The organism is Phyllobacterium sp. GQ127 (assembly GCF_059758635.1).
The window spans coordinates 281589-308081 of the sequence record NZ_JCAXDZ010000001.1 but is presented as its reverse complement, the minus strand read 5'-3'; the positions used below and the strand labels follow the sequence as shown (position 1 = coordinate 308081).

The following is a 26493-nucleotide window of genomic DNA, read 5'->3' as shown; positions in this document are numbered from 1 at the left end:
AATGCCCCGAAAGTTCATTCTATTATTGGAACTTGCTCATATCCTGATGCTTCGCTTTGATTTCGCGAACTGTCTGAGAATGTGAGCGCATCACCACTGTGTGGGTCTGAATATAGTCGCGGGCGAACTTGACGCCGGAAAGCATATTGCCATCGGTCACGCCGGTTGCGGCAAAAAGCACGTCACCTTTGGCCATTTCTTCCATCGTATAGATTTTCTTGGGGTCGCTGATGCCCATTTTGGCTGCCCGGGCGATTTTGTCATCGCTGTTGAGTTGGAGCCGCCCTTGCATCTGCCCGCCAATGCAGCGAAGCGCCGCAGCAGCCAGAACGCCTTCAGGCGCGCCACCAATGCCAATATAAATATCAATGCCAGTTTCGTCGGGGTCAGTTGTATGGATAACGCCGGCGACATCACCATCGCCGATCAAACGGATGGAAGCGCCCGTGGCGCGGACTTCCTCAATCAAACGTGCATGGCGAGGACGGTCCATAATGCAGGCTGTTATCTCACTGACGGGCACGCCCTTCGCTTTGGCAACTGCCATAATATTCTCAATGGCAGGCGCATCGAGATTGATGATTCCGGCTGGATAACCCGGTCCAACGGCAATCTTCTCCATGTACACATCCGGTGCATAGAGCAGGTTGCCTTTTTCGGCGATCGCGATAACTGCCAGGGAATTTGGCAAGTTCTTGGCGCAGATAGTCGTGCCTTCCAGTGGATCGAGCGCAATATCAACCTCAGGCCCACTGCGTGTTCCAACTTCCTCACCAATGTACAGCATTGGTGCTTCATCGCGCTCGCCTTCGCCGATAACAACAGTTCCCGCGATGGGCAGGCGATTCAATTCCTGACGCATTGCATCTACAGCAGCCTGATCGGCTGCCATTTCATCACCGCGCCCGCGCAGGCGAGCGGCGGCAACGGCTGCACGCTCGGTTACACGAACCAGCTCAAGGGTCAAAATACGATCGAGGCCTACATCAGTCTGGTCGGAAGTTTTCGGCATAGTTTTTCCTGCTTTTGTGGATATGGCCGCATTTCAAGATCAGCAATGCGGCTTTAGTAGCATCGCTATGCAAATCTTTTGTCAAAGTCGCAACCACGCGGCAAGGGCTTGAGCCGAAGAAAAGCCACTTGCCGAAAAAGCTAATCGATTAAACGCACTATGCCGGTTTTTAACCCGCTCTTTCAATACGAATCATCTGGGGTTTATCGGTTGCGTGACCATCCTTGACGATTCCTTCGAGAGCTTTTTTAACCGCGGCTTCCGTCGTTTCGTGCGTTACCAGAATGACTGTCTTGGTCGCCTCTGCCTGGCTATTGGCACTTTGCCGCTGCACAATCGATTCAAGCGAAATATCATTATCTGCCATGCGTTTTGCGATCGCAGCGAACACACCTGCCCGGTCATGGACAGTCAGGCGGATAAAATACCCCCCCTCATGGGCACGCATTTTAGCACGCTTATAGGGTGCTAGCGCTTTCGCAGGTGTGCCAAAAACAGGGCCATGCTGAAAACCAGGTCGGCTTTTCGCGATATCAGCTAAATCGCCGATAACCGCAGATGCCGTTGCCGCTCCACCAGCCCCAGGGCCGGATAGCAACAGCTCACCCAGGAGATCCGTTTCGATAGCGACGGCGTTAGTAACGCCGTGGACCTGTGCGATAACCGATTCAACCGGCACCATCGTTGGATGCACACGCTGTTCAATGCCGCTTTCAGTCTTCAACGCAACGCCAAGCAACTTGATGCGATAACCAAGTTCGTCGGCAGCCTTGATATCTGCCAATGATATATTGCTGATACCTTCCAGATAAATGTCATCTGCTGCAATCTGCGTTCCAAACGCGAGGCTCGTCAGGATTGCGAGCTTGTGCGCTGTGTCATTTCCTTCGATGTCGAATGTCGGATCAGCTTCTGCATAGCCAAGGCGCTGTGCATCGGCGAGACAGTTCTCAAAAGAGATACCCTCGTCCCACATCCTTGTAAGGATATAGTTGCAGGTGCCGTTCATGATGCCGTAAACGCGCGAAACCGTATTGCCCGTCAATGATTCGCGAAGCGCTTTAATGACTGGGATACCGCCTGCTACGGCAGCTTCAAAGTTTAACAGCACGCCTTTTTCTTCAGCGATCTTGGCGAGATAGACACCATGCTTTGCTAATAGCGCTTTGTTTGCAGTGACGACGTGCCGTCCCGATTTAAGGGCTGCTTCAACAGCTGCCCGAGCCGGCCCCTCGTCGCCGCCGATCAACTCGATAAAAACATCAATCTCATTCGATTTGGCCAGCTCAACCGGATCATCGAACCAGGTCGCCGCTGAGAAATCCACACCACGATCACGCTTGGCATCACGCGCTGATACTGCCGTGACGATAATCTGCTTCCCGCACTGACGGGTGAGCATTTCACCCTTGTCCCGCAAAATTTTCAGAACCGAGGCACCAACGGTACCCAATCCGGCGATTCCTACGCGCAGTGCTTCACTCATCGTTCACTTCCTTGGATTTTCATTAAAGCGGCGCCAGACAGCGCCGCTGATTCCGCTTCGGTCTACGCCAACTTAACGGCGCGCATTCAGCGGAATAACATTATGTAGTTTTTCGTCAGCTGTGCTGAGGAAACGCTTCAGATTACGGGCGGCCTGACGAATACGATGCTCGTTCTCCACCAGGGCGATGCGGATGTAATCATCCCCGTGTTCGCCAAAGCCGATACCAGGCGCGACGGCTACATCCGCATGCTCAATCAGAAGTTTGGAAAACTCCAACGAACCAAGGCTGCGGAACTTCTCCGGTATTGGTGCCCAAGCAAACATTGTCGCTGCAGGAGCTGGTATGGGCCAACCAGCGCGGCTGAAACTTTCCACCAGAACATCGCGGCGATGTTTGTAGATGGCGCGAACCTCAGCAATATCTGAGCCATCACCGTTCAGCGCAGCGGCTGCTGCGACCTGAATAGGGGTGAAAGCACCATAATCGAGATATGATTTGACCCGCGTCAGCGCTGAAATCAGCCGCTCATTACCAACCGCGAATCCCATACGCCAACCGGGCATGGAAAATGTCTTCGACATCGAAGTAAATTCAACGGCGACATCAATAGCGCCTGGAATCTGCAATACGGATGGCGGTGGCGCATCGTCAAAGTAAATTTCCGAATATGCCAAATCCGAAAGAATGATGATTTCGTTCTTCCGGGCAAAAGCTACCACGTCCTTGTAGAAATCAAGCGAAGCAACGTGAGCCGTAGGATTGGACGGATAGTTCAGGATCAATGCCAGCGGCTTTGGAATGGAATGGCGGATACCGCGTTCCAGAGCCGGGATGAAATGATCGTCCGGCATTGCAGGAATCGAGCGAATAACACCGCCGGACATGATGAAACCGAATGCATGGATTGGATAAGTGGGATCTGGGCAAAGAACGACATCACCGGGCGCAGTAATGGCTTGCGCCATATTTGCGAAACCTTCCTTCGAGCCGAGGGTCGCTACGATCTGCGTGTCCGGATTAAGCTTTACTCCGAAACGGCGCTCATAATAGGCCGCCTGTGCGCGGCGCAAACCTGGAATACCCTTTGATGACGAATATCGATGCGTGCGCGGATCCTGAACAGCCTCGCACAATTTATCTACAACACTCTGAGGAGTTGGAAGATCGGGATTGCCCATACCAAGATCAACAATGTCCGCACCCGCGGCTCGCGCACTGGCCTTCAGGCGATTAACCTGCTCGAAAACATAAGGCGGGAGGCGGCGAACTTTATGAAATTCTTCCATATTTTTGGGTCCGGTTAAAAATAGCTGCAATGGGCGTGCGCTATACACCTAAACGGAACCACGGTCGAGAGATCATTGTGATGAGAGGGTATTGATAACACCAAACGAAAAACCAGACCACTGGACAGCGGTCTGGTTTTTTGAGCCCCGGATATCAGATAATCTCGCGCCTCATCTTTAATTTTTATTCAGCTGGTGCGCCCGGAACCAACTTTTCGGAAACTTTGCCGAACGTAGCAGAAATATTGCCACCCAATGTCGTTGCCGCACTGATGATGGCGACGGAGATTAGAGCTGCAATAAGACCGTATTCAATTGCAGTCGCGCCGGATTCGTCCTTGAGGAAACGTGTGATGAGAGTTGTCATGTGCCTGTCCTGTTTTAAAATATAATTGGTTTCGTTGAACCGTCGTGAACATAGGGTGACAGGAATTGAGCACGCATTAATGGAGATGGTTACCAAAAACTATCTGATTTTATTGCTTAATCGGCCTTTACTGCGCATGATTAAATCTAATTAAAATTCGCTGCTGAAATGGTTGCGCTTGGCAAATCCTCCGGCATCCATCGGATTCCGGAGGAATAATCAGGTCGGCCTGCATACGCAGAAACCAAGCGGGCTTTATTTCGTCGTATAGCCGCCATTTACGAGAATAGTCTGTCCGGTCATCCACCAGCCCTCCGACACCATGAAGCGGATATAGGGCACGATATCCTCAATGTCGGTGAGTCCTGTTTTGGAGAACTTTGAGAGCGCAGCAGCCGTTTTGTGATAAGCGACAGCATCTTCACCTTCAGCGGGATAGAAAAACGGCGTGTCCATTGGGCCTGGACCAATCGCCGTCACCGAAATGCCTCGCTCACCAAATTCCTTTGAGGCTGCCCGCGTGAAATGCTCCACGGGCGCCTTAGTCCCCGCATAGGCTGCGTAAAATGGCGTAAACGCTCCCAGCAGCGAAGTGACAAGCGTACAAATCTTTCCGTTATCGTTGAGATTTTTGCCTGCTTCCTTGAGGAAGAAAAAAGCGGTCTTGGCATTAACTGCGCTCATCTCGTCATATTCAGATTCTGAAATCTCTGCGATAGGTTTCTTCAACACCTTGCCCACGGTGTTAATAGCAATATCTGGACGCCCTATCGCATTGACCACATCATCGAAAAGCTTTTCCATGGCGCCTGCAGTCGTCAAGTCGGCTTGAAACGCCACCCCTGTCGAACCCGCAGCCTTGATTGCAGCCAAGGTTGCCTCCGCATCTGTCTTCGTCGCCAAGCTGTTATAGTGCACAGCGATTGATTTGGCTCCATGGGCAGCCAGATCGCGAGCGATCAACCCACCGAGGTTCTTTGCGCCACCTGCGATGATGATAGTTTTTCCTTTGATCCCGTGATCAGGCATGTGTCGGCTCCTTTTGGTGCGCTCACATCATGCGGGCGCTTTCAGGTAACCAGAATATAGGCTAGGTTTTCTGGATAAAGCTGGAGAATTGGACATCACCTGTCAGAATTTCCGCACAATGGGGCGACAGCAATTTGGATCGTATTGACCTCTTCCGTATCTTTTCTCGGGTCGTAGAATGCTCAAGCTTCACACGCGCGGCAGACACGCTTGGCGTTCCGCGATCTTCGGTTTCAGCGGCGATCGCAGAACTTGAGGGACGAGTCGGCGCCCGCCTCCTCCATAGGACCACGCGCAAGGTATCCCCTACTCAGGACGGCACTGTTTTCTATGATCGCTGTCAAAGGCTCATTTCCGACGTAGAAGACGCCGAAAACCTTTTCAAGCAAACAGCAGCTCAGCCGTCGGGAAAGCTCAGAATCGATGTGCCAGGTCGGATTGGGCGATTGATTATCGCGCCTGCACTTCCGGATTTTCTTGATCGATATCCACAAATCCACATTGATCTCGGTGTTACGGATCGCGCGGTTAATCTTGTAGAAGATAATATCGATTGTGTGCTCCGCGTTGGACCGCTTTCAGACTCAAGCTTGATAGGCCGGACCATCGGCGCATTGCCGCTGATAAATGTTGCAACCCCGGAATACCTGAAGCGGTTTGGCATTCCTGATTCTCCAGCCGAACTACATTCTCACTGGGCCGTAAATTACGCATCTCCGTCCTCCGGGCGTACGACGGAGTGGGAATGGACTGAAAATGGCGAGCAATTTGCTTTGCAAATGCCCAGCCGCGTCACCGTAAACAGCGCTGAGGCCTACATAGCCTGTTGTTTAGCAAGCCTCGGACTCATTCAGATACCAGCCTATGATGTCCGTGCCCATATTAATGCTGGTGATCTTGTCGAAGTTTTACCCGAATATCGAGCAGCTCCCATGCCCATGACCTTGCTCTATCCCCATCGCCAACACCTCTCGCGGCGATTAAAGGTTTTTGCGGATTGGCTCGAGGAGCTTCTAAAGCAAGACTGTTTGCGGCCCAGCTAAAATATATTGAGCACGAGCGGGATTCGACGCCGGCCACGCGATCAGCCATTTTTCAAATTGGTGTTTTAGAAGTCCGGGAAGTATCGAATGCGGCGGGGCCCGCCACTTTTCCAGTAGTCAAACAATATTTGATTTGTCTAAGGGAAAAGTGGCGCGAGTGACGGGGCTCGAACCCGCGACCTCCGGCGTGACAGGCCGATAGATTGCTTTGTTATTTCAAGGAATGTTTCAAATATCCCGCTGCAATAACACGTAGCAAAACACGAAAAAGTTGAAACCTAAATCGGTCATTTATTTGTACGATCCGAGATCATTAGTTCCACGTCTTTCGAGCCACATGGGGAGCATTTTAGTCTTGCCCTTAATTCGTAAATATCTGTGGCGTTGGTAAGATCGGCGCTGACTGATTGAGGATCGATATCAGCAATGTGGCCACAGCGATTGCATTGGGCTGACAGCTGTTGACATCTGCCGAGGATGCGCCGTGGTCCTCGTATTCGAAATACACCCATCACATTTCAACTGGTCGCCAGACCAGCACCTTTTTGTTTGATCGGTCCCGGCACACTTCATAGGCCATTACATCGGTCGCCCTTGCATCACACCTCGAACACCGAAACGGCAATTGCTCCAGCGGTGTCTCTGGATTGCAAATCAAAGCAACGTCTCGGGCGAAGAAGGTCGTCTCCTTTTCGCAAGCGCGGCAGCACACGAGCAAAAACATGCCGTGCCGTGCCGCCTGACCTAATCTTCTAATGGTGGTTGTCATGAGAACAGAATGAGAACATAATCCCAAACCGTCAAGATCAATGATGCCGCAGGACACTATGAAAATACGATGGAAGCCGACTTGCATCGGTGGCGAAGTGAAGCCAGACGATTTCTGCGCCTACTTATTAGGCGTGAGTGTCGGACGTGTCTACGGCCAGTACCAAGCCGGAATGACCTTGGTATGGAACTGGAGCTTTTGGTGCGGAAGCCCGGAGTTTATGAGAGCAAGTTCCGGAGCCGAACAGACTAGCCAAGCTGCATCAGAGCAGTTGCGGCAACGGATTAAACTCTATCTTGCAACACCAATTGAAGACGGCGGCGGGAAAGGACTCGAGCCGGAAGAGATGCGGCCAAGCGAATCTTCGGATAGGCTTCGCTGGATGAAGGCAAACCGGCCGGAAGAGTTCTGGCAGCGGATCGAGGATATTAGAGCAGGCAGAGTTGACCGGAATTACAATCGGTGGATTGATGACAAGTCGCCGCTGCACGCTTTGACCGAGGAAGACTATGTGTAACCTCTACAAGATATCGACTGGCTTCGATGCGGTCCGTAACCTCTTCAACGGGATCGGAAACCGGACAAACATCACAGATTTCAATATCGACATTTATCCGGACTATCCCGCGCCGGTCGCGCGTAAGGATGAAAACGGCGAGCTTGAAGTTTCAATGCTGCGTTGGGGAATGCCAACGCCTCCGGCCTTTATCAAGGGCGAAGTTGATTATGGCGTGACCAATATCCGCAACGTGAAGTCTCCCCATTGGCGCCGCTGGTTGGGGCCTGAAAGCCGATGCATTGTCCCGGCAACGAGCTTTTCCGAATATGGTCAGGTGCGCGATCCGGAGACGAAGAAGTTACCGCTGTACTGGTTTGCCCTCAATGAAGAGCAGCCATTGTTCTGGTTTGCTGGCATTTGGACGTCTTGGTACAGCATGCGAAAGAAGAAAGAAGGCCCTGTCCAGGCTGATATCTTCGCATTCCTGACCACTGAACCCAATGAGGTTGTGAAGCCGATTCATCCCAAGGCAATGCCCGTCATTCTCAGAACTCGCGAAGAGCTCGATATCTGGATGAACGCTCCGGCCGAGGAAGCGCTACAGTTGCAACGGCCGCTGCCCGACAATGATTTGGTTGTTCTCGCACCGCCAAAGAAGATCGAAGAAGAGCCGCTTTTGCTTTAGGAGGGATGGTCATGCCTTGGAAAGTCAGATTTCGCGGGAAAAACTACAGCATCGAGAGCTATTTCGATGAAGATTATATGGGAGAAGTCGAGGCGGACATGACCGATGTCGAAGAACTGCCGGGTTCATTCGATGTCGCCTCGCACGGCGAGGAAATTGTAGAGAATATCACCATTGCCGAATCCGCCGATCCCCACGAATTTCCATTTGACGCTGTCCGTGCCAATCATCCTGAACTGGGCGAGATTTTCATTTTCAAGGGCGTGCCGGATGAAACCGAGGGTGAGCTGCACGTTCTCTATACCAATGCGGCTGCGAACGATCCCGCTTACAACGAGACAGCATTTGAGGGCGATGGCACATGATTATCATCGCTCCAAAGCTGGTAGGCCGGTATCCGGAAAGAGAAATCGACTGTCAGATGGCTATCGAGGATGCGCTGTTGAAGATTTTGGGAGATGCGAACACCTTGGGCTGGACGAAGGCCGAGGTTTTAACCGCTATGATTGCCGTAGCTGACAATACTGCGCTCGCGCTTGACGCAACCGTGGCCGAGTCCGTGAGAATACATATGTCGAAATTAATGAAGAAACCTGATGTCTGAAAAGCAAGACGAAGAGATTGAGGCGGTGTGGGCTGATAAATCTCAAGAGTCCAAGGCGGTTTGGCCGAACGGCTACTATCAACTTGGGGTAATTTGCGTCGGAATAATCCTGTTGGTCATGGTCATACTTGCCTTGGAATATGACCCCATCTTATCGAAAAAGTTCTGATGTCTGAAACACCGCCCTCGCCTAAGTCAGAATACCCTGCACATATGGAATCCGCACCTGCCGGGTTGTTCGAACATTGGTGCGATCATAAAGACTGCAAGCAATGGGGCAGCTTTGGGTTCTCAGGGCGATATGGAATTGTTTGGTACTGCGGCGAGCATAAGCACAAAGGCAAGGTTTAGCGGAACTGATTCGCTGCAAAAGTCGTTCACTGACTCATGGAAGATTTACAGTTCAAAGAAGTAACAGTTATGACCCGCCAGCTCGGCAAGATGAAGGTGATAACCTCCATAGTGCAGGCAGCAGAGTTCATTATGAATGAATGGCCGGGCACGGATACTGAAAGGCTCGATATCGCCAAGCATGCGCTGTTGGAAAGTTATGACGGTAAGCTGTCACCCGGCGTTGCGCGTATGGCTTTCATCGAGGCCGCCAAAGAAGCTGACATTTACGTCGAGGCAGTTGGCCGGCCGCCATCAACCGGCAAACTGGAAAAATGGCACAAAGGAAAGATGCGGAAAACTTAGTTTCACCGCAGAATGAGAGTGCCTTTATCATTCAGGGAGTTGAGCTTGGATGTATCTCCCCATATCGCACGAGAGTCATACGGCCTCAACGGAAACGCTCCCCAAACAGGTTGTATTTTAAGTTTATTGTTGGCAATAAATCTCAAAACCATCGTCTTTAGAGAGACAGGATCGCCCGAACAGCAGTTGATGATACCCGAAATTTCACGCTGTTGCGCAACATCGGCTATCATTCGCCCAAGCTCATCTACCGGAGTAAAGTCATAAAGCAGTTCGCCAGTGTTGAGCGGAAACTCGGTTCTTCCTTCAGCTTCGGCCTTTAGCAGTTTCGAGAATATTGAATTGTTCAAAATGTCATCGCCATAAATATAGTAACAACGTATCCAGTGATCGATGGCGTGATATTCGCGACAGAGAAGGGACTGAACCAGACGCAAATGATTTTTTGCGATGCCATATGCATGTTGTGGAAATGTGGGTGTTGTCTCGAACACTGGACCAACATGATATCCGATCTCATGCATCGTACCTACACCCACGACATGTTTCAGTCCCGCTGAAAGCATATTCCTTAGGAACGTGATGTGCTTCGGGAGGTTTTCCAGATGTTTGTAGCTCGAATGGTTAAACCCATCTTCCCACGCAAGGTGGATTAAAACATCGGGGCGCCCTGAGAGTTCGTAGATTGCCTCGTTAGAATCCAGGATGTCTAATTCAAGAAATGTCGCTCCTGATGGTACGGAAACAGCACTGCGACTTGCAACAACAACCTCGTTTCCTCTATCAACCAACGCCTTGACGACGTGTTGACCAACGTATCCGGTGCCACCAGTAACAAGGTATTTCACAGATATAATCCTAAATTTGAGAGCAGCTCAGAAAGATAGCGTCGGTTTCACACTTTCAAGTACAAGTGTCAATAAATCTAACGCTCAATTAGACATAACCTGGCAATGATTCTGATCAGCGCCTCCGCATCCAAAACGCCCCGCCGCCAGCCCTTAAAGCACTCAATGGTGGATTCTTGGTAATCGGTTCTAATATCGCCCGCAAATGTTGCTGCTGCGTGATGTGCGCCATAGGTAAAACAATTTCATCCCCTCCCGCCCCGCCTAGTAAATACATCATGAGCAAATATTGCTCGTTATAAAATCGCCCTAGCCAAATTTCGGGGTAATCCAAGGGAAGGAAAATATCGTGAATTCCATAATGGCAACCTGATTTCAGCGCTGGCAATATTTCAGTGAAAAATACCGTAACATCAGAATTCTGAAAACTACGATGAGAGTTATCGATGAATACAACGTCTTCCGGCCCAAGATCATAGAAAACGGTGAGGTCGATGTCCTGTAATCCTGAGCGGATCACTTGATCGCAGATGCCATCGATTTCCGCACGGGGAAAAGGATCAATCGAAATGATTTTGGTTCTTAAGCCATTGTCTTCAATCGCACGCCTGACAAACTTGGTTGAATTACCAGAGCCAACTTCGACGTAGAGTCGCGGGTTTAGTTTGGTGACCAACCCATACAGGCTTATCCCATCGAGCGGCGGCAACCAATCGTTAGACCAATAGGGCTGGCGAACGTCGGCTGGTTCTTCTGCTGAAATTAGAAGAAGTTGGTCTCGAAAGCCGAGAAACTCGACTAATATTTTGCTGTAAGCTTCGTCATGGGCACTGATTAAGGACCGAACAGGGTTTCCCGCCGGAAGCTCATCCCATTTCCTCACGCGAGGTTTATACGGATAATCCATCTCGATGGCGAACCCGTGGCTCAATCGCTCTCGGAAATAGGCATTGTCAGCCTTGAGCCTGATGATTTCTTCTGAGTCTACCATAGTGAAAATTCCTAAATTAGAATGTTGCATAGTTGCTTTTACGATAAACTTGAAATCATTTTTATATCGGCAGAATTACGAGAACCTTTATTAATTTCTATTGTTGAGATGACCGCTCGATGATATGGGGTCTCAAAAACGAGGCACCCGGGAATTTATGGAAGCGATCCACAATAGAGAGAACAATCTAAACTTTGTCAGATTTATTGCGGCATCCATTGTGGTATTCGGACACGGTCAAGCAATTGTTACTTTGTCGCAAACTCAAGTTTTCGGCGGATCGATCGCTGTTATCGGAGTGATGACTTTTTTCGCAATAAGCGGTTATTTGATAACAGATAGTTGGGAGCGAAATCCGTCGCTCTGGGTATTCTTTGCTAACCGGTGTCTGCGCATATTCCCAGCTCTGGTTGTAGTGACGATCCTGACGGCCTGTGTATTAGGTCCCCTAGTTTCATCGCTTTCAGTGGGCGATTATTTTAGTAACCCCAACTTTTTCCACTTCTTCCGAAATATCTGGCTCTATTCTACCTATTTTTTGCCAGGGGTGTTCGAACACAATCCAATCGCCAACGCAGTCAATGGCTCACTTTGGAGCCTAGCGCCAGAATTCCTTTGCTACATGATTGTCGCTGCAGTGGGATTCGCCAACGCGCGATTGCGTCCGTATATATTTGTTGCGCTTTTACTCATTCTCGTCGGAGTCAACTTTTACTTCCCAAGTTATAAAGGTCCGCAGATTGTACTTTATGCAACGGACGTGTTTCAAGCAGCAGCCGTCATGGTCTATTTTATGATCGGTGCAATTATCCGCTTGTTCAGAATTCCGTTGAACATCTTCGCAGCCGTCGCATTGCTCATCGCTTATTATCTTATTCCGAAAACGGTCTCTCCATACCTGACGCTGTCCATGAACTGGATCGTCCTTAGCTACTTCGTTCTCTCATTGGGAATGTTATCGACACCAATTCTAAATAACTGGGGAAGACCGGGCGACTTCTCTTACGGCATCTATCTTTATGCATTTCCTATTCAACAGGCACTCTATTGGTTTACGGAGGGAAAGATATCCGCACTGTGGCTGATAGTTATTTCGTTCGTACTGTCTTTAATTTGCGCTATTGGGTCTTGGCATCTTGTGGAAAGCCAGTTTTTAAAGCTAAAGCCAAAGCGCCGATTGCCTGCTGCTCAAATCGCTACTTCACTCGCCAACCAAAAGCGGGATGTCATATCTCGTCCGATTGCGTAGAAACCGGTAAAAACTGATGGCCGTATCCATTCAACAACAATCCGTTCTTTTCAATAACGAATTCGACGCAATAGTTAGATCTCTCGAAAGTATCGATAGAACAGCCCAGCTCGGTCGTGAATTTGGTATCACCCAGATGATGGTTGCCTATGGCGACTCTTCTCCCCATCCGTGCTTGTCTGAAGAACGACTAGAAGCACTGAGGGAGAAATTTCATAACATCACAATAAGTTACGACTTTTTCGGAGCTAACCTTGGATCGGCTGCAGGCCATAACAGGCTCGCAAAAAGCGGTGAGTCCGACTTTATTTTGATTCAAAATCCCGACATTGTACCGTCCCCTCGGCTATTAGAAAACTTGGTGGCTCCTTTTTCAGATAAGAGTATTGGTTTCGTGGAGGCCAAACAGCTCCCGATTGAGCACCCAAAAGACTATGATGAGGCTACCGGGGACACGTCTTGGGCGAGCACAGCTAGCGCGATGGTGCACAGAGCCACATTCGAAAGACTTAAAGGCTTCGACGCTGATACTTTTTTTCTATATTGCGACGACGTCGACTTCTCTTGGCGGGTGTGGGAGCTTGGCTTGCGAGTGGTATTCCGGCCATCCGCTGTTGTATTTCATGATAAACGGCTTTCAAACGAAGGCACATGGCAGACTACTTCTACAGAACGGTATTATTCCGCAGAAGCTGCACTCCTCTTGGCCCACAAGTGGTCCCGGTCTGATTTAACTGAGCATATTGTTAAAAGCTTTTTGGATCACGGTGATGAGTTCCAGAAAAGAGCAGTTACCGAGTACGAGCGCCGAAAGGATGCGAATCTCCTTCCGCTTCAACGTGATCCAGATCATAAAATCGCGCAGTTTATTAATGGCAACTACGCAAAACATAGGTACGCGCTGTGATCACCAACCCGTTCCATGAATACAAAAACGATTATGCCTTTGACAATGTTTATGGGCATGCGTTGGAGCTCTTAAAGAGAAACTTGGATTCGGCGCCCCTTAATGACGCAACCATTCACCTCGACATCGGATGCGGTTACGGAAGCATCGCTGATGAAATTGCCTCCCAATTGGGAAGGAAGTACGTTGGCATTGATGCGAATGCCAACGGCCTAACATCACTCAAATCGCGGGGTTTTGAAACACATCAGTTCACCCTCACGGATCAGAGCACGAACGTAGAATTTTTGCGTCGTATAATTGGTGAGCGAACCGTAGGCTCAATCACCCTACTCGATACGTTGGAGCATCTTCCAAACAGCGAAGAGATTCTTGCTGCGCTATACGATGTGGCCAAGGCCCATAGTTCTGTTGTTGTAATAAGCGTGCCAAACATGGTGCATCGCGATATCGGCTTTAAGTTGGCCCTCGGCAGACTGAACTACACAGACGCCGGCCTCTTAGATCACACCCATGTGCGCATGTTTGACGAAAAATCTCTAACCAATACTCTGCGATATTCAGGTCTGCACATTGTCGATCGCAAAGACGTTCGGATGAACCATAGCGATCAGTTTTTCCCCCCTGAACATCCCGTACTACAAGACGCAACAATGCTCCGGTCGTTCCTCAAGACGATACGAGGAAAGATTGACGACCAAGACTTAGTCAACCAGATTGTAGTAGCTTGCCTACCGGGAGAGAAAATACAAACACCACCATTCGTGACTGAAAGGGAGACGCCGCGTCCGTTCTTGACCATCGTCACTAGAACGCAGGGCAACAGAATTCACTGCCTCACAGAGTACTTTACATGTTTAGCCGCGCAAACGTGTCGCGACTTTGAGGTGATAATTGCTGGTCATAAGCTTTCAGTCGAACAACAAATCGCGGTCGAACGGGTAATCGGGGACCTTCCAGGCTGGCTCCGAGAGAAAACTCGCTTAATTCGAGTTTTTGAAGGGAATCGGACTCATCCACTCAACGTGGGCTTTGAAAATGCAAACGGTAGATACATTGCAATTCAAGACGATGACGACATACCCCTAGGAAATTGGGTAGAGGAGTTCGAAAAAGTATCGAAGAAGCATGACGGCTGCTTGCTTCGTTGCGTCGCTGTTTTGCAGTCTGTAAAGACGGTGGCAATCGATAAGCGGAACGGTGTCCGCGCGATCGGCTCATTCCAAAAGATATACGCCTCTACTTTCGATTTTATTGACCACCTCAAACAAAATCAGTCACCCAACAATACGCTCGCATTCCCCAGAGGCGTGTTCCATGACTTGAACATGAGGTTTGACGAAGAGTTAACGACCACAGAGGATTGGGACTATATATTGCGCGTCGCGGCAGTTGTCGGTGTTGGCTCCAATCCAGTGATTACCGGAATCTACCAGTGGTTTGATCTGAATAATTCAAAGAGTGCACATGCCGAACATGAGTGGAGGGTTAATCATCTCCGCATCGAACAGAAGTTAGATACTAGACCTCTTCTCTTGCCGTCAGGTTCACTTCGAAGGATTCTAAAACTCGTTGATGAGCGCGACAATCTTTTTCATGAAACCAGTATTCTAAGACAAACCGGTCATTCAAACAGGCCTTCCGAATACGGGAACATGCAAAAGAATACTCGTGAAATTTATGCTATACTTAACTCGACTTCATGGAAGCTAACGAAGCCGTTGCGCATGTCACAAATTCTCGTCGGGCGCGGATCTGGCCTTAAGTTCAGCGACTGTTTATATTTCACGGAGGAGCAGTTGGAAAATGCCGTTTCTCAATTAAAGAATTCCACTTCATGGCGTTTGACCAATGGCTTTAGGAGAATTGGCACAAAATTGAGGGGATTACATAGATCATGAGCGATTCTGACCCTTTCGCACGCGAAATGGCGGCTATTCCCAATGAAATAAAACTTAATCGCATTTCGGATGATGGACGTAAGTGGGCAATCTGGGAGCAAAAATACATCTCGCCATACCAGGCATTGCATCCTGACGCTGTTGCCAGGATTGCCAAGCTGGATGAGCAATCTGACTGACGCTCTGGAAGCTGATTAATACTAATGTAAAGCGCCGCCAGGCGAAAATTCAGAACGGCGGTGAACTTCGCCAAGACCTAATCCCATCGACCTGAGCGGAGCACGTACTCAGTGCACTTTCCGTTGCATTGAGACGCTTGACCAAATCGCCGGTAGTTTTTACCGCGCGGTATGGTTTCGGGCATGGTGCCATCAAGGCGGAAGGCGGATAAACTTCAACAATCTTTGTTGCTTGATATGCTTCAGGGCTGGTTGTTGAGCACCCGGCGCAAAGCATCAGGAATAGGCTCATCAAGATACTTGTGAACGTCTGCATCGGTTTTTTCCAGTCCTGAAATTGTTTCATTGGTTTTGGCAAGGCTTTGGTTGATGCCAGAGAGCTTTGTAGAAATATCTGCGAGGATCTGATCGTCACGCGCCTTTCGCGCCGTGAGCTGCTCAATGGCTTTTGCCTGTTGAGCATTTGATTCCTTCGCGACAGACAAAGCAGCGGTTGCCTTCGCCTGTTCAGCTTCAGCATCAATAAGATTTCCGCGATACCAAAGCACCGCGACAACCAGAGCGGCGATGACAAAGTAAGGGGTGAGTTTCAGCCAGGTCATCATGTCCCCCACTGCTGAAGTGTTATTGTTACGATGGCAACGAGAAGGCCGATGGTCACGCTTGCCCAAAGTACGCGTCTGTCGCGTCCATGGAAGAGACCAAGGCCAAAGTCCGGCGCAGTCACCTGAAGCATGGCTGCGATAATGCTGAGATAGCGTGCGGCGGCTGTCAGGTCCGTCATGGGAATGTCAGCGCCCATAGAGCGTAGGTAGATAGAGTTCGATGCCCCGACACAGATGGCACACCAGCAAACCACGAAACCGATGGTCATCTGCCGAACGCGATTGTATTCCCCTATACCAAGCAGCGCGTACCAGATCAGCTTGCCGTAGGCCACGAGAATGGCAACAATCGATCCCGCGAATATGCCATTCAAGAAGATGATAAGTTCAACCGGCGCGAAGATCATCCGCAACGCAAAGAACAGGGAAGTGCCGAGCACGATCCCGTAAAGCACGCGATTAAGAGCGAGGCTTTTGAACATTTCGCTTCCTTCCTGTTATGCGGTCGTTTTCTTCGAGCAAATCCGCGACCACCACTTCGAGGCGGTTGGCGGCTCGTTCAACGTCTTTTCGCGCCTCGATGACACGGGCGACGACAGCCCGGCGCGAGCCGTCATTCGGGTTGAAAATTCTCTGGAAAAGTCCCATTCGCTTACTCCGGTACTTTGCCGCGTAGAAGCAAATCGGACAGCCTGTTGATCGACGCTGTTGCAGCTTCTTGGGCTTTGACGGTTTCGCGGCCGGTTTCGACCATCGTGTCGAGTAGTTCTTGATTGCGGTTGTAAAGACGGTGCACGGCAAACCCGAGGGCAATGATAATCACCCCCGGCAGACCGAGACCAATCAGCAGATTAACAACTGCATCAACAGGTCCTGTCCCTTCCATTTGATTAGCCCTTGAGTTTGGCGGACACTTCGGCTCGCAGCTTGTCGCCGCACGCCTTCGCACCCTTCACCGATGGATCGAATGAAAGACGCGCTATGTCCCATTTCTGACGTTGGGGGATGCCGAGATTTGTCTGCACTTCGGCGTGCGTAAGTACTGTCTTGGGCGTGACGGCGATTTTGTATTGCCGACAGAGTTCAGCAACTGCCGTTGTCAGCGCATCCCACTGGGCGCGCACCATAGGGGCCTTGCCGGAACTGAAAGGATTTTCAACAGCGCCAGCCATGCAGCACAGAGAAATACCGATCGAACCTGTGTTGCAGTCCTTTGTATGGGCGGCATATTTACCGTCCGCGATGTTGACGTTATCGGCGATTGAGGTGATGCCCCGAATGAGCTTTCCATCATCCTCAATCAGGAGGTGATAGTGCTCGCGGTCAAATTTACTCGCCTTGTGCCCGCCAGCCGTCCAGTGACAGATGATGCGCAGCATGGATACCTTCGGCATCCATTCCGTTGGAATGTTCATAGCGATTTCCTGATTTGAAAGGGTGGTTAGGGCTTTTCAGGCCAGATGGCTTGCAACGGATCGTCCAGACCGTTGGTCAAGTCACGAAGTGCTTGCCGGTACGCTGCCCATGCTGCCGTATCAACTGGCGCATCGGGCATTTGCGTCCAGTCGGTTTCGGAAAGGATGGCGTTGCGCCGGGCGCGCAGAGTCGCCCATGCTTCATCAACGAGGATCGCAGTATCAAAGGTTTTGATCTCATTCCCTTTGGCAATCCAGTCCAGAACCTCTTGACTAAGTGTGTTTTGCGCCTTGCCATCCACCACGTCGAATAGGATGGTCTGCGCCCTGCCGTTGCGGATAATTTCTACCGTATCATCGCGGTTAAAGGCAGCAGCGGTAATGCCCGTGCTGGTAGCCCCGGCCTGCGAACTGTATGCCACAGCATTGAGCCAGTTCTGCACTTCCTGAAGCGTTTTCATAGTTTGAGCCTCAGAGGTTCACAGCGCTTGTGAAGAACTGATTGATCTGCTCTTCCGTGAAGCCAAGACCACTAAACCCTTGCTGCAGCATTTCATCCGTACGCAGAAACGTGCTGCTATCCGCATAGGCTGCTTGCGTGCGAATATCTTGGGTAGCCACCCAGCCCTCGACCTGTTCGAGCAGACCGGCGTCGATCAGTGCAAGGCGGAATTGACGCCGGGACAGGCGGTCAGGGATGACGGGTTCGGGAGCCGGTGGCTCGTAAGGCACGACATGGCCATCCAACCATTTGCGCCGACCGTTGTTGTTAATGAACGCTTGCCATTGCTGTTCAGTAATAGGAATTGCGTTGGTCGGTATGCAACAATCCGGGTTTGGCTCTTCGCCAATCACCGGGGCAACAGGATTTGGTTCATCTTCTGTTGGTTCCGGGACAGGCCCGTAAACAGGACGCATACGATTGCCGTGAAGCTCCTCGATATAGAACCCAGCCGGAAAACCTTCATTGGTGAAAACTGCGAATTTTGTCATGGTCTAGAATCCAAACGCTATCCAGAAAAAGGGAAGATTGGCCTGTGCCGACAAAAGACCACCATTGGAAATTGCACGCGCTCTAGTATCGAACGTCGAAGCGCTTACGTTGCTGGTGTTGATGACATAGGCATTCGTACTTGCTGTGTTGAAGTTCGGGTTTTGAAAGACACCGACACATGCGGTGGGAAAGGCAACCGGAAAGGCCGTGGCAAAATCCGACAAAGCGTTAAACGTGCTCCCCCATTGTACCATGATGCCGCTTGGGAAGCGGTACCATCCACCATTGCCGGTTAGATTTTTAGTGATACCCAAGCTCGCGAGAGCGCTTCCGCCATCGGTATCATCGAGCAGAGCTTTAATGAAATTAGAGATGCCTAACGTAGTTTGCGCAGCACTTGCGCTCGGATCGTCTAGCAAAGTTTTGATGAATGCGGATATTCCGAGGACCGCCTGCTGATCGCCAACGCTAACAGCCGCCAGCAACGCGCGTGCCTGCACCGTAAAGTCAGCCAACGCTACGGTGTTTGCGCCAGTGCCATAAACTAGCTTGTCAGCGGCCATCGTCAGGCCGAAGAGCGATGTGGTCCATGCTTTGGCATTGGCCAAGGTGGCGCGAGCATTTGCGCTGAAGTCCGCAAGGCCCATCGTGGTTGCGTCGATGAAATATGGAAGCTTGTTGGCTGCCCCATTCAGAGCCGAGAATGCAGCCAATGTCGCCTGAGACAGCATCTTGCGAACCTGACCAAGCAACACCGAATAGCGCGAACTGTCCGCCTGATACCGTATCCAGTAAGGCGAACCAGCAGGTAACGTTGGACCCCGCCAATTATCCTTGAGCGTGAGGGAGGTGTTGCTGTTGACAGTATCGATGCGAGCGCGAGGATGACCGTCGCTGCCGAATAGATCGCCGGGCTGAATTCCGTCAGAAAGCCATAGCGTGTCAACGCCGGTGACAATCTTAGTGCCTTCTGTAACAGCTACTGTGCCGTCAATGATATCTGTATTCTCAGCCATCAGTGCGCCTTTCCGGATTTGGCTGCAATCTCCGCGAACTCTTCGCGAAGCTCTTCCATTCCCTTTTGTGCATCGGCTAGTTGCGCGGACAATTCGTCATTGATTTTCAGAAGTTCCGCATTTTTTTCTGTTTCGCGCCGCAATGCCCCGCGAAGACCAATAGTTCGAGCCTCGTAGTAGGATTTGAGCGCCATCAACTCTTCAGCATGATCTATGGGTTGAATAGCAGGCTCTGGCGGTGTCATTGCAGCAGCCATAGCCTCGAAGGGGCGGGGTTCCACAGATTGATCAGTTGACATGGTTTCTCCTGCCCGCGATCAGCGGGACGCAGCAGTTGGATTGTTGGGTCTGGAGTTACTTCTTCCACCAAATGGATTTGACGAATGCCCTTACTTGGGCAAAGTTCGGACCTTGTGTCTGGTTTCGATACTCCAGAATGTAAGTGTTCGTGCCCAAAGCGGGCGCGTCATGCAGGAAAAAGCCAGCGTCGTTAAGAACGGCTTCCCCGGCGTTGCTTATAAAGTTCGATACTTGTTTTAGAATTGCGCCGCTTTCAACGTGACGCCATCTCGCCTCGGCAAAGTTGGAGAACCCGGTCGTGCTTTTGACGTTCGTATATAGGCTATACTCACAGAAGACCGGGACCTGCTCTGGGTTTTGCGTGGTTACTGAAGCGCCCACTGTCCATGAGGTTTGCGTACCTGTCTGCGTCGGGAAACTGTAACTTATGTTTGCCGTAACAGCACGGAATCCGAGGTTCGAAGTATTTACGATCAGATTGCCGATGACGGCATTGCTGATATCAACATTGCCGAGAACGCTCGAAATAGCCGCGAGATTGTTTGCCCGAACGTCATTGAGGTAGAGAACGCCACCTTGAAATATCAATGGATACTTCTTGTCAGTTCCGTTGATAACCGCGAAGCGATCGGCATAGACAAGAGCTTCACTCAATCCTCCTGCGATGGCATTGAGTATGATGGCAGCTTGACTTGTCGGTCCCGTCCCTGTGGCAGACACACTCATGGCGCCAGTGGATAGCGCCCCCGCCATTGTTGCAATCTGTTCAAACCGAAAAATGCCGTTGGCGTAAAAGTTCCCGACTCTCGCCTCGTTGACATCAACCCGTTGGGTTACTGCTGTAAGCTCCCCATCAATGGTGCTGACAGAAGCTGACAGTGTGTTGGTGATCGTGGCGAGAGCAGCGAGACCCGTTTCAGGATCATTCATGCGGGCAGTGAGTTCGGTAATGCTGAAAACCGCTGCTGCTGTATCTGTGGCAACAACTGATATTTGCTGGGTGAACGTCGCCGCGAAGTTTCCAACCTCCGCTTTAAGTTCCTTCTTATCATTCTCCGATTGAGCGCCAGCTTCGGTAATCAGGTTCATGTGCTGCTGGCGCGCATCGGAAGCAATTCGCAATGAATTTCCGATCCAAGCAAGCTTCTGATCGAGCTTCTTAATTACATCCTCGATTACGCCAGGCGGGTAGGCGTCTGTGTAAGGTTGATCCGGAGTAGTAACCGGGAAAGGTGCTGCCCAAGGAACAACCCTTGGCGGATCGGTCACAAGCCTTGTTTGCACTTGATACTGGGTTTTAGAAACGACGCCCTCGACCAATGGCACAACTTGAACGTCTGCCTTGGCAGAATGATTGAAGATAACGGCGGGCTGCAATGTCGGCCAATAGCGAAAATCAACCGCGACGACAGTGTCATCCTCGATCGGATCGCGCTGCGTTCGGATGGCAACGTATTTCTTGCCGTCGCCAACATCGACAACGACGCCCACTGCGCTGAAATTCTGCACTTCCGACAGGTAATCGGGCGGGTCGCTTGGTATAGGCGGAAACAGAATGTCCGGATTGGCAGTCGCGTCGTAGATGCTGCCATTTCGTTCCTGCAACTGCACATTGATATTGCGCGGCCCCTCCGAATCCAATGAAGCAAGGGATGAATCAGTGATCATGAATGTGAAGTTGCCGTAGCGTTTGGAATTCAGTCTGATCCAATCGCCGCCTTCCAAGCCCATCCAGCGCGGGCGGAATGTCCACGATGCAGTTGCTTCCAGCCGGTTTTCCAACAAATAGATGGAAGCCAGTTGCGCCGCCTGACGTTTCGACGGCACCATGGGGAAGTCCATCGGCACATCACGCGAGCGGCGATCCGACGCCAAAAGGTTTGTGGCAATTTGCGCCGGATAGCCTTCCATGGCCCAAAGGTTGTCAGGGTTGGGATGCGTTCCCGAGATCTTGTTGACAAGTTGCCCTTGGGAGCGCCAGCGCTGAAACCGGCCACGACGCGGACGCACAATGTCATCATCGGTCAAAGTGGCAACGATCGGCTGATCCGACCCGACGACAGGCCAGATACCGTCAACACCGTCCATCATATAGCCGCCACAGGATTTCAGGAGCGATTCCACATTTGTCCGGTGTGTCGCATCAGGACCGCAATCCAGTATTGCTGCAACCTGATAGCGCGGCTCGTTTTCCACAGTCTCGTCACACAGCGACATAGCCAATGACCATTTCGACAGCGGAAGGTCAGCAGCCGGTATGCCCATGCCGCAGAAAAGGTCATCACCCACTTTCAGGCCGCGCATGTAGCAGTACAGTGCAACCATGGGGTTTCTTGTGGGCTCCCACGTCGATACGTCATTCCAGCGGTGCGGACCACTGCCGCCGACCGAACTATCCTTGCGGAAATCGTAAAAGACGCTGCCCCGGTTTTCGAAGAATATTTCCGGAAACTGATTGTTCTTTTCCTGATCATATTTCAGCGTAACGACCGCCATCGCCATACCGATGCCGCGATGCTCGACAGTCCATCGGGTCTGCGGATTGGCATGCGCCAGCAAATATGGATCAACAGGCTGCGCGAGGCTTCCGGGAATATCCCTCACCCAAATGAGATTTTCCCATTCGCCTTTGACGCCACGGCCTTTTTCATCATCGATAGGCCCGAGAACTTCCCACTTGCCATTGATGCCGATGCGATCGGTCAAACCACCGCTTGGCCAGTCACCGAGAATGTATAGGTTTTGCAGCCGCTTGTTCGATTTGTCCCACGTATTAACATAGCAGTCATGCCCTGCCTGGCCGACCGTTCCGACCGGCACCTGACGCGGCACATCCTGCCCGTACTGCTTGTCGAACTGCACGCCGGCAGCTTCTTTTCTTGCCTTTTCCTGCGCTTTCTTGTCGAGATAAGCCGAGACAAGGTTAAGCCCGAGGCCGATCGCCAGCTTGCCGACAATCCCGATGCCCGCCAGAAACGAGCCTATGGGTGCCGCGATTGCAGCTATGATGGGAGCGATAAATGGCATTATATCACTCTGAAAGCAGTCTTAGCATCGGTGACAGGGCGGAATTGCACGCGTTGCGTGTCACGTACGGCAAAGCCAAGCGGTGTAAATACGCCGCCCGAAACAATGCCATCAATCTCGATGACTCCGATATCGCCACGCTGCACAGTGAGCACAGGGATCTCTTCAAACTTGGACCGAAAGGCTTCCTCGACATTGGCAAAACCCTTGCGACGCAGCGACTTGCCCGCACCTAGTTCCGTCCGGTACTGGCGGCAATCAGACCAGAAGCGCTCACCAGTGATGGCCTCGACGCAGTCCATAGGAAAAACAAAGCAATCGGAAATCCCATATTGCGAGGGCAGCGCCATATGTTTCTCGACGGCTGCGGTCAGCAGACGTTCCCAACCGTTCACTCTCATCGTTTGGATGTCCTTCCCCAGAACACTTCGACCCGTCCGCGCGTGACTGCGTGTTCAAGTATGCGGTCGCGCGCGATGCCGAGCTGCGTTTTGATGCTGGCAATGCGGCGCTGTTGATCTTCATCGGAGCGCACGCGACCATTGGTGCGGGAATAGTCCAGACCGCGTGTCTCGCAATTGGCGACAAGCGTGTAGCCGTCCTTGTCGTTTTCCTCGTGATCAATCACGTCTACATAGCCGCGACGAATGCCGCGAACATCGATCAGTGCGCCGGTATCGGGATGAAAGAAGGCGTCGTAGATGCGGACAGGCCGGTCGCGATAGTCTTCGTTTTCGATTGTCTGCAAGACCGCCGGTGTCAAAGCATCTTCCGGTGATGCCGCAAGCCGGATGGTGAATTTGCGCGCTTCAAGCCCAGTGCCGCCCGGCAGGTCTGACACTTCAATGACACCGCCAGGCACATAGTCGAGGCCGCCGTAGGTGAAGACTGAACGACCACGGATAAAACCATACGTTCCGGTGCCGAACTCGAAACGAAGCAGGCCGCGCACATCGCAAAGCCCCTTGTCGAGCAGTTCGAGAACTTCTGCAGAATGGTTGATCATGCAATTGACTCCACAAGCTGCCAGCTCATCACTGGCAGATTGCCGGATGGCGGCGTGAATGAATTGGGGACAAGCCGCATTACTAGCGATGGATTTTCAAAGATGACGGTCGCGCCCACCTTTGCCGCATAGTCTGGCGGAATCGGTTCGACGGTGACGGAACGCGAATTGGCAGTCGGAGAGCTGACGGTCTGGATGCGGCAAAGCGCTCGGAATTCATTGAGCTTGATGCCGAACATATCGTCCGGCGCGAGAACTAGTCCTGCTTGAACCCCGCCAAACGTGATAGCATTGCCGTTGATTGCCGTGATGGTTCCGGTTGTGCGGGCCGGACTGGCATTTGCCGGATCGGCATGCGCACGTGGGCGGCAAATGGTATTCTGCACACCGAGAACAGAGCGAAGACTGCCACGTCTGCGTTCCTTCCATGCCAGAACTTTTTGCACATCCGGCTCGCGTAGCGGAAGTGTCTCGCAATTGAGCGTCCATAGCGGATCATTGGTCCGGACGATATTGAACAGATGACCGCCAGATGCCGAAGCTGCGCCTTCGTCGCCGATCACAAAACGCATGGCGCGGAAACCAACGTTGGGGAGTGCTTCTGCGGCCATCAGATCATGTTCCGTCTTGCAGCTTCCGAATAGCCCTGCGCTACGCGGGCCGTGTTTCCACGGTCGTATTGGTCGAGAGCTTCGCTCACTGCATCTTTGATTTTCTGTTCAACGCCGGCTTCGGAGCCGCGCGCATCGATATGGAATATGGGCGCACCGCCAGAACCTGCGCCGGAGCCGCCACCGCCAGCCGGGATTATGCTTCCATGCGTGCCGGGACTGAAAAACTCCTCACCCTTTTCGTTGACCTTATAGAAGCTTCCGGGAGAGACAGGCCCGCCCGCAGCCTTCGGGCCACCGAAGAACATGCTGAAGAAACCACCAAGGCCACTGGTTGCAGACGTGGTACCAAACAGATTTGCAAATGGCCCCTGCCCGGTTAGCAATGCCCGTGCCATGGATTTCGCCAGCCCGGACAAAGCTTTTTCTGCCGAGAAAGTCCCGTCAATAATTTCGTCGATGCCATCCATCGCCATGTCGGCGAAGTCCTCGGCAGCATCGGCATTGCGTTTTTGCTGATCTTCAACAGCCTTTAACGCCGTTTCTTCCCGGTATCGCGTCTCGATAAGGCTTTCGATCTTTTCTTTCTGATCGGCGGTCGCGGCAGAACCCGCCTTGCGCAACGCAACTTCAATGTCGCGCTTTTCATCCGACAATCCGGCGACCGCCGCTTCGGTTTCCAGCGCTTCAATCAGTTCTTCGATTGCCTTCTTTTCGCGTTCAGCCTCGGTAATCTTGGGTTTGCGCGAGCCGTCGCCGCTTTCGCCCGAGCCGATTGTTATCGGAGCAAGCTTGATCGGTTTTTCCTCAGCTGCCGCCTTGCGGTCGGCAATGACCTTTTCCATTTCAGCAATTTCAGCTTTGAGCCGGTCAATGCCGCCGCCGTCGGAACCATTGACGACAAAGCGGGCCATTGTGGACCTGTCGGTTTTGGCAAGTTGCTTGCGTTTCGTCGTGAGCTGCTGTTCAAGCGTCGATATGCTGCGGCTGTCGACATCATTCAAAAGGTCAATGAAGTAGCGCAGCTGGTCGGCTGCGGTGACAATCGCCTGTTTCAGATTGCTGCCGACAGTCGTGACGATCGTATTGAACGCCTGGTCGAGCTCGGTTGCCTTGCGGATCAATTCTTCATCAATGATAACGCCGAGGCGATGACCTTCGGCAATGGTCTCGCGGATGCCTTCAGCACCCTGATCTATCAGCTGGACAAAGCGTTCACCGGCAGAACCACCGAACAATTCATCGGCAATGCGAATCTGCGCAGCGCGATCGAGCTTTTGCAGCTTGCCAATAATCTCGGTAAACAGGGCTGAGGGGTCCTGCAGTTTGACCGCCACTTCATCAACGGTGAAGCCGAGACGTTTGAAGGATTCCGCTGCAACGCCGGACTTGCCAGCATTTTGCAGATATTCATCCGTGCGCAGACTAAGTTCCTTGATGCCGTCGACCATGGCGTCGACTTCAATACGGTTGCGCTCGCCGACAAATTTCAATTCCTGAAACGCCCGGACACTGACACCAGCCCGCTTTGCCTCGCGGTCAAGATCAGCAAATTCGGATATGGTTTGCGTTATGCCCTGAATGCTGAAACCAACCCCGGCGACGGCAAGAGCACCTTTGACCATGCCCAGCGAGCGGTTAATGCCGGAAGATAATCCCGAAAAATCCCGCTGCGCCTTGTCGGCAGTGTTCTTGGTATCGGAGCGAACACGCCGCATGGCATCAAAGAAGCCTTGAGCGTTCGCGCCGATGAACGCCATAATGTCCGTGCGGCTCATGTCGTCACCTGTTTTCGGATGCTGGTTGTCGGCGGGTAATGTCTGACGATTTCACGCGCCCGTTCCGGCGTGATCACTTCGTCGCTACGCTTGCCGGTATGCCCTTCGATCGCAGCCTCAAGCTCCGGCCATGTCGAGCGCCAAAACTGCGAGGGTGACCATTTCAGGATACCCGTCGCAATGCGT

General features: G+C 51.7%; 34 protein-coding genes. 11 read left to right on the top strand and 23 right to left on the bottom strand.

The annotated features are described in order from the left end of the window. Positions 1–22: 22 nt before the first annotated feature. From glpX to AC6CHM_RS01665, 5 genes are all read right to left on the bottom strand, one after another. Positions 23–1012, bottom strand: a complete 990-nt coding sequence (gene glpX / locus AC6CHM_RS01685) for a class II fructose-bisphosphatase (protein ID WP_115051677.1) — start codon at positions 1010–1012, stop codon at positions 23–25. Between the two features lie 169 nt (positions 1013–1181). Continuing rightward, positions 1182–2498: a homoserine dehydrogenase gene (locus AC6CHM_RS01680; protein WP_498171775.1), complete on the bottom strand. Its 1317-nt coding sequence runs from the start codon at positions 2496–2498 to the stop codon at positions 1182–1184. Between the two features lie 72 nt (positions 2499–2570). Next, on the bottom strand, positions 2571–3788 hold the full coding sequence (locus AC6CHM_RS01675; RefSeq protein ID WP_337353855.1) for an LL-diaminopimelate aminotransferase: 1218 nt from the start codon (positions 3786–3788) through the stop codon (positions 2571–2573). Between the two features lie 184 nt (positions 3789–3972). Next, positions 3973–4155, bottom strand: coding sequence for a Flp family type IVb pilin (locus tag AC6CHM_RS01670; protein WP_307284307.1), 183 nt, complete (start codon positions 4153–4155; stop codon positions 3973–3975). A gap of 255 nt (positions 4156–4410) precedes the next feature. Continuing rightward, on the bottom strand, positions 4411–5184 hold the full coding sequence (locus AC6CHM_RS01665) for an SDR family oxidoreductase (protein WP_307284305.1): 774 nt from the start codon (positions 5182–5184) through the stop codon (positions 4411–4413). Positions 5185–5318: 134 nt separating this feature from the next. Between AC6CHM_RS01665 and AC6CHM_RS01660 the strand changes: the two genes are divergently transcribed. From AC6CHM_RS01660 to AC6CHM_RS01630, 7 genes are all read left to right on the top strand, one after another. Then, the gene (locus tag AC6CHM_RS01660; protein WP_307284302.1) at positions 5319–6227 is read left to right on the top strand and encodes a LysR family transcriptional regulator; all 909 of its coding nucleotides are present in this window, start codon (positions 5319–5321) and stop codon (positions 6225–6227) included. An 809-nt stretch (positions 6228–7036) separates the two neighbouring features. After that, positions 7037–7513, top strand: a complete 477-nt coding sequence (locus tag AC6CHM_RS01655; protein ID WP_498171773.1) for a hypothetical protein — start codon at positions 7037–7039, stop codon at positions 7511–7513. Then, entirely contained in the window at positions 7506–8180 is a 675-nt protein-coding gene (locus AC6CHM_RS01650) for an SOS response-associated peptidase (protein ID WP_498171772.1), read from the top strand. Before AC6CHM_RS01655 ends, AC6CHM_RS01650 begins: the two co-directional genes overlap by 8 nt. Before the next feature lie 11 nt (positions 8181–8191). Then, a complete protein-coding gene (locus AC6CHM_RS01645; protein WP_498171770.1) occupies positions 8192–8545 on the top strand; it encodes a hypothetical protein in 354 nt (117 codons plus the stop codon). Continuing rightward, on the top strand, positions 8542–8784 hold the full coding sequence (locus tag AC6CHM_RS01640) for a hypothetical protein (RefSeq protein ID WP_498171769.1): 243 nt from the start codon (positions 8542–8544) through the stop codon (positions 8782–8784). The genes AC6CHM_RS01645 and AC6CHM_RS01640 overlap by 4 nt, the downstream gene beginning before the upstream one ends. After that, the gene (locus AC6CHM_RS01635) at positions 8777–8953 is read left to right on the top strand and encodes a hypothetical protein (protein ID WP_498171767.1); all 177 of its coding nucleotides are present in this window, start codon (positions 8777–8779) and stop codon (positions 8951–8953) included. Before AC6CHM_RS01640 ends, AC6CHM_RS01635 begins: the two co-directional genes overlap by 8 nt. Before the next feature lie 251 nt (positions 8954–9204). After that, positions 9205–9480: a DUF982 domain-containing protein gene (locus AC6CHM_RS01630; RefSeq protein WP_498171765.1), complete on the top strand. Its 276-nt coding sequence runs from the start codon at positions 9205–9207 to the stop codon at positions 9478–9480. Positions 9481–9482: 2 nt separating this feature from the next. Here the strand turns inward: AC6CHM_RS01630 and AC6CHM_RS01625 are convergent, their stop codons facing one another. Both AC6CHM_RS01625 and AC6CHM_RS01620 read right to left on the bottom strand, forming a co-directional pair. Beyond that, the gene (locus AC6CHM_RS01625) at positions 9483–10328 is read right to left on the bottom strand and encodes an NAD-dependent epimerase/dehydratase family protein (protein ID WP_498171764.1); all 846 of its coding nucleotides are present in this window, start codon (positions 10326–10328) and stop codon (positions 9483–9485) included. 115 nt (positions 10329–10443) lie between these two features. Beyond that, positions 10444–11319 (bottom strand): class I SAM-dependent methyltransferase, encoded by an 876-nt coding sequence (locus tag AC6CHM_RS01620; protein WP_498171762.1) that lies wholly within the window; start codon positions 11317–11319, stop codon positions 10444–10446. 157 nt (positions 11320–11476) lie between these two features. On the opposite strand from AC6CHM_RS01620, the gene AC6CHM_RS01615 reads away from it, so the two are divergent. From AC6CHM_RS01615 to AC6CHM_RS01600, 4 genes are read left to right on the top strand one after another with little or no spacing between them, the layout of a single operon-like run. Continuing rightward, positions 11477–12568, top strand: a complete 1092-nt coding sequence (locus AC6CHM_RS01615) for an acyltransferase family protein (RefSeq protein WP_498171760.1) — start codon at positions 11477–11479, stop codon at positions 12566–12568. A 16-nt stretch (positions 12569–12584) separates the two neighbouring features. Beyond that, positions 12585–13475, top strand: coding sequence for a glycosyltransferase family protein (locus AC6CHM_RS01610; RefSeq protein ID WP_498171759.1), 891 nt, complete (start codon positions 12585–12587; stop codon positions 13473–13475). Then, positions 13472–15376 (top strand): methyltransferase domain-containing protein, encoded by a 1905-nt coding sequence (locus AC6CHM_RS01605; RefSeq protein ID WP_498171757.1) that lies wholly within the window; start codon positions 13472–13474, stop codon positions 15374–15376. The genes AC6CHM_RS01610 and AC6CHM_RS01605 overlap by 4 nt, the downstream gene beginning before the upstream one ends. Further along, on the top strand, positions 15373–15555 hold the full coding sequence (locus tag AC6CHM_RS01600) for a hypothetical protein (RefSeq protein WP_498171755.1): 183 nt from the start codon (positions 15373–15375) through the stop codon (positions 15553–15555). The genes AC6CHM_RS01605 and AC6CHM_RS01600 overlap by 4 nt, the downstream gene beginning before the upstream one ends. 49 nt (positions 15556–15604) lie before the next feature. Here the strand turns inward: AC6CHM_RS01600 and lysC are convergent, their stop codons facing one another. Genes lysC through AC6CHM_RS01520 form a run of 16 tightly spaced genes read right to left on the bottom strand, consistent with a single transcriptional unit; the run spans position 15605 to position 26489 of the window. Beyond that, positions 15605–15832, bottom strand: a complete 228-nt coding sequence (lysC, locus tag AC6CHM_RS01595; protein WP_498171754.1) for an Rz1-like lysis system protein LysC — start codon at positions 15830–15832, stop codon at positions 15605–15607. Then, on the bottom strand, positions 15798–16160 hold the full coding sequence (locus AC6CHM_RS01590) for a hypothetical protein (RefSeq protein WP_498171752.1): 363 nt from the start codon (positions 16158–16160) through the stop codon (positions 15798–15800). The genes lysC and AC6CHM_RS01590 overlap by 35 nt, the downstream gene beginning before the upstream one ends. Continuing rightward, positions 16157–16642, bottom strand: coding sequence for a hypothetical protein (locus AC6CHM_RS01585; RefSeq protein ID WP_498171751.1), 486 nt, complete (start codon positions 16640–16642; stop codon positions 16157–16159). The genes AC6CHM_RS01590 and AC6CHM_RS01585 overlap by 4 nt, the downstream gene beginning before the upstream one ends. Further along, entirely contained in the window at positions 16620–16808 is a 189-nt protein-coding gene (locus tag AC6CHM_RS01580) for a hypothetical protein (RefSeq protein WP_498171749.1), read from the bottom strand. Before AC6CHM_RS01580 ends, AC6CHM_RS01585 begins: the two co-directional genes overlap by 23 nt. Positions 16809–16812: 4 nt before the next feature. Further along, a complete protein-coding gene (locus AC6CHM_RS01575) occupies positions 16813–17046 on the bottom strand; it encodes a hypothetical protein (RefSeq protein WP_498171748.1) in 234 nt (77 codons plus the stop codon). Between the two features lie 4 nt (positions 17047–17050). Further along, positions 17051–17575, bottom strand: a complete 525-nt coding sequence (locus tag AC6CHM_RS01570; RefSeq protein WP_498171746.1) for a peptidoglycan recognition protein family protein — start codon at positions 17573–17575, stop codon at positions 17051–17053. A 26-nt stretch (positions 17576–17601) separates the two neighbouring features. Then, positions 17602–18036, bottom strand: coding sequence for a tail fiber assembly protein (locus AC6CHM_RS01565; RefSeq protein WP_498171744.1), 435 nt, complete (start codon positions 18034–18036; stop codon positions 17602–17604). A gap of 10 nt (positions 18037–18046) precedes the next feature. Further along, positions 18047–18568 (bottom strand): hypothetical protein, encoded by a 522-nt coding sequence (locus tag AC6CHM_RS01560; RefSeq protein ID WP_498171742.1) that lies wholly within the window; start codon positions 18566–18568, stop codon positions 18047–18049. Positions 18569–18571: 3 nt separating this feature from the next. Then, positions 18572–19585: a gp53-like domain-containing protein gene (locus tag AC6CHM_RS01555; protein WP_498171740.1), complete on the bottom strand. Its 1014-nt coding sequence runs from the start codon at positions 19583–19585 to the stop codon at positions 18572–18574. Continuing rightward, on the bottom strand, positions 19585–19884 hold the full coding sequence (locus AC6CHM_RS01550; RefSeq protein WP_498171739.1) for a hypothetical protein: 300 nt from the start codon (positions 19882–19884) through the stop codon (positions 19585–19587). The genes AC6CHM_RS01555 and AC6CHM_RS01550 overlap by 1 nt, the downstream gene beginning before the upstream one ends. A gap of 55 nt (positions 19885–19939) precedes the next feature. Next, entirely contained in the window at positions 19940–22912 is a 2973-nt protein-coding gene (locus tag AC6CHM_RS01545; protein WP_498171738.1) for a phage tail protein, read from the bottom strand. Continuing rightward, entirely contained in the window at positions 22912–23313 is a 402-nt protein-coding gene (locus AC6CHM_RS01540; RefSeq protein WP_498171736.1) for a DUF6950 family protein, read from the bottom strand. The genes AC6CHM_RS01545 and AC6CHM_RS01540 overlap by 1 nt, the downstream gene beginning before the upstream one ends. Then, the gene (locus tag AC6CHM_RS01535) at positions 23310–23918 is read right to left on the bottom strand and encodes a DUF2163 domain-containing protein (protein WP_498171735.1); all 609 of its coding nucleotides are present in this window, start codon (positions 23916–23918) and stop codon (positions 23310–23312) included. The genes AC6CHM_RS01540 and AC6CHM_RS01535 overlap by 4 nt, the downstream gene beginning before the upstream one ends. After that, positions 23915–24529 carry a hypothetical protein gene (locus AC6CHM_RS01530; RefSeq protein WP_498171733.1) on the bottom strand — a complete coding sequence of 205 codons (615 nt, stop codon included), beginning with the start codon at positions 24527–24529 and terminating at the stop codon, positions 23915–23917. Before AC6CHM_RS01530 ends, AC6CHM_RS01535 begins: the two co-directional genes overlap by 4 nt. Continuing rightward, a complete protein-coding gene (locus tag AC6CHM_RS01525) occupies positions 24529–26307 on the bottom strand; it encodes a hypothetical protein (RefSeq protein WP_498171732.1) in 1779 nt (592 codons plus the stop codon). The genes AC6CHM_RS01530 and AC6CHM_RS01525 overlap by 1 nt, the downstream gene beginning before the upstream one ends. Continuing rightward, positions 26304–26489 carry a phage tail assembly chaperone gene (locus AC6CHM_RS01520; protein WP_498172630.1) on the bottom strand — a complete coding sequence of 62 codons (186 nt, stop codon included), beginning with the start codon at positions 26487–26489 and terminating at the stop codon, positions 26304–26306. Before AC6CHM_RS01520 ends, AC6CHM_RS01525 begins: the two co-directional genes overlap by 4 nt. Positions 26490–26493 lie beyond the last annotated feature (4 nt).